The organism is Neoroseomonas alkaliterrae (assembly GCF_014199195.1).
GTDB classification, from domain to species: Bacteria; Pseudomonadota; Alphaproteobacteria; order Acetobacterales; family Acetobacteraceae; genus Neoroseomonas; species Neoroseomonas alkaliterrae.
The window spans coordinates 1-2,284 of sequence record NZ_JACIJE010000039.1 but is presented as its reverse complement, the minus strand read 5'-3'; the positions used below and the strand labels follow the sequence as shown (position 1 = coordinate 2,284).

The following is a 2,284-nucleotide window of genomic DNA, read 5'->3' as shown; positions in this document are numbered from 1 at the left end:
GCTACCCGCTACGACCAGACCGCCGAGAGCTTCCTCGGCTTCGCGACACTCGCCTCCATCCGACTGTGGATCAGGTTTGTCCACGCGGCCTAGCGTCTGCTTCTGCTTCATTACTGCGCTCCGTTTTCGTTGATCCATAATCTGCAGCTTGCCGCCGCCCGCGATGAGAACCACGAAGAGCGCCCACGCATTTGTGGGCCGGTCGTTCTTCGCACTTCGCATTCCGAGCGCACCGGGGTCTAACTGGCGCGTCACGCTATGCGCAGAGCAAGAAGCAGTTGCACTGCTGGTGAGAGTGAAGGTTACCTGCTCCCAACCAGTTCCCGACGGCAGCATGATCGACGGACCGGGTCGCGCTGCCCGGGCCCGCGCCAGTAGATGGGCACGAACATCGTTCAGAAGGATCTCAACGGGCTGGACTAGCGTCAGCCCTCCCTCAGCATCAGCCGTTGTGATGGCCGCGACGTCGAGCACCAAGTGGCCCTTACTCGACAATCGCGCGCGCAATGACGCGGGCAGCGCCGCTGCGGTCGGCGCGAGTACCACGCTGCGCTCGGCACCCAGCCCGCCTAGCCGCAGTTCCTCCTCCACAAGCGGCTGGGCAGGCCCTGGCAGGACCAACAGCACCGGTGCCGCGAGCCCCGCGGCGACGCCGTGTTCGCCCAACCGGGCGACGCGCCCCGCCCGCGACTGCCCGGGAGCGGTCTGAACGGCGAAGGCCGTCGCGAGATCCTGATGCAAGCGCGGAGCGTCGAGTTCCAGGATGTCCAGATCCGCCGGATCGAGATCCACGGAATCACATCGACCCGTCGCTGACCGGCAGACAGCGCGAAAGGTCCCGGCTGCGCTTCGGATGACGGCACGCGGACAGCCATCTCCGCCAGGAGAGGGACAGTCTATCGCCGTCGCGCGGCGACCTGTCTTCCGCAAGTAGCGCTGCGCCACTGGAAACTCGTCCCCGAGGCGCGCCATCCAATCGCGGCGATCCGTGGCCGCACCAGGGAGCTCATCAAGCGTCTGCCAGAACTGCCGTAGCGGCTTCGTCATCTTCGGTGTCCACGCCCGTCAGGATGAAGCCGCGCTCACGCAACCAGCATTCGATGAGCTCGCTGTCCTCATTCCGCTCAAACCGTGCGACGCCGGGTGGACGGATCGTCACCGACCGCTCCTTTTCGGCGCCGTCGAATGCCACCTTGAAGGTGGCACTGACCAGGCGACCACCCGCCAGCGAGGCGCCGCCGCGCCGGGACAGCGCACCGAAAACATCCTCCGCCTTGATCGTTTCCGTCTCGCGGAATGTCCCACCCCAGTAGCGCCGATACTCGACCAGCCGGACGCCGGTGATTCCGTCGATGTCCTCCACGTTCAGCGCCGCACTGCCGTAGCGAACCAGCGGATCGAGCGTGAACCGTCCCGCCGGTGGGAAGTGCTCCTCGTCGTCGAACAGCAGACGCCCCAAGGTCCGGAGATAAAGGTTGCGCTCGCCCTTGGTCTTGGCGTGGACGCCGATGTCGCCGCTGCGCTCGTCGAAGAGCAGGACATCATGACACTGCGGCCGATAGAATTCGGTGCCTGCGCCCCCATCGTCCCGCTGGCTCGCCTCCCGGCGCATCGTTTCGCCGTGCCGGACGAGGATCCACGTCATCGGCGAATGACGGAAGACGAAGATCCGGCAGCCGCGCCCGCGCCGATGCACCTCGAACCAATCGTCCAGCTCGGCTTCGAGCTTGAGGCGGACCGCATCGTCGACGTCGGGAAATGGAGCCTTGAGCGGCTGTTGCGGCCCGAAATACTCGAAATTCCGCTGCCGCATGGCGATCGCCTCGGCATGGCGCGACCGAACCAGATCGGGAGCGGCGCACCAGACGTCGATCGCCAGATCAAGTGGCGTCGCCCCGGGATCATCCGCGATGTCGATGCCCTGTGCCTGCACCGCTGCAATCAATTCGTCCACGTCGGACGCGCTGGCGGTCTCGTGCACGTAGTACAGTGCGTCCACCATCTCCTTCGGCGTATCGCGGTTCGGCGTCAGGAAGATCTGCGCCAGCGCGGCATAGTCGATTTCCGCCTCGCGCAGGGTGGGGAACTGGAAGCCGCGGGCGGCGAGGTAGTCATGCCACGGGACGAGGAAGGCCCTGAGCCGCTCAGGCGCGGCGGCCTTCAGGCGGTCCGGATCAGAGAACTTCCTGGGGAGACCTCTGCGAAACGCCTTGCTGAGGGCCGCTGTTGTTGATTCGCTTTGTGGGTCGGCAACGGTGGCGAGGCGGGGATGGGTCAGCGGCGG

The 2,284-nt window shown here is 65.9% G+C and carries 2 protein-coding genes; both read right to left on the bottom strand.

Annotated features, from left to right (window positions below; translation table 11 throughout):
• The coding region (locus FHS88_RS20660; protein ID WP_221244515.1) for a hypothetical protein at positions 1-792 on the bottom strand (792 nt) is incomplete at its 3' end.
• Positions 793-1,009: 217 nt separating this feature from the next.
• A partial coding sequence (locus FHS88_RS20415; RefSeq protein ID WP_184487324.1) for a hypothetical protein occupies positions 1,010-2,284 on the bottom strand: 1,275 nt, incomplete at its 5' end.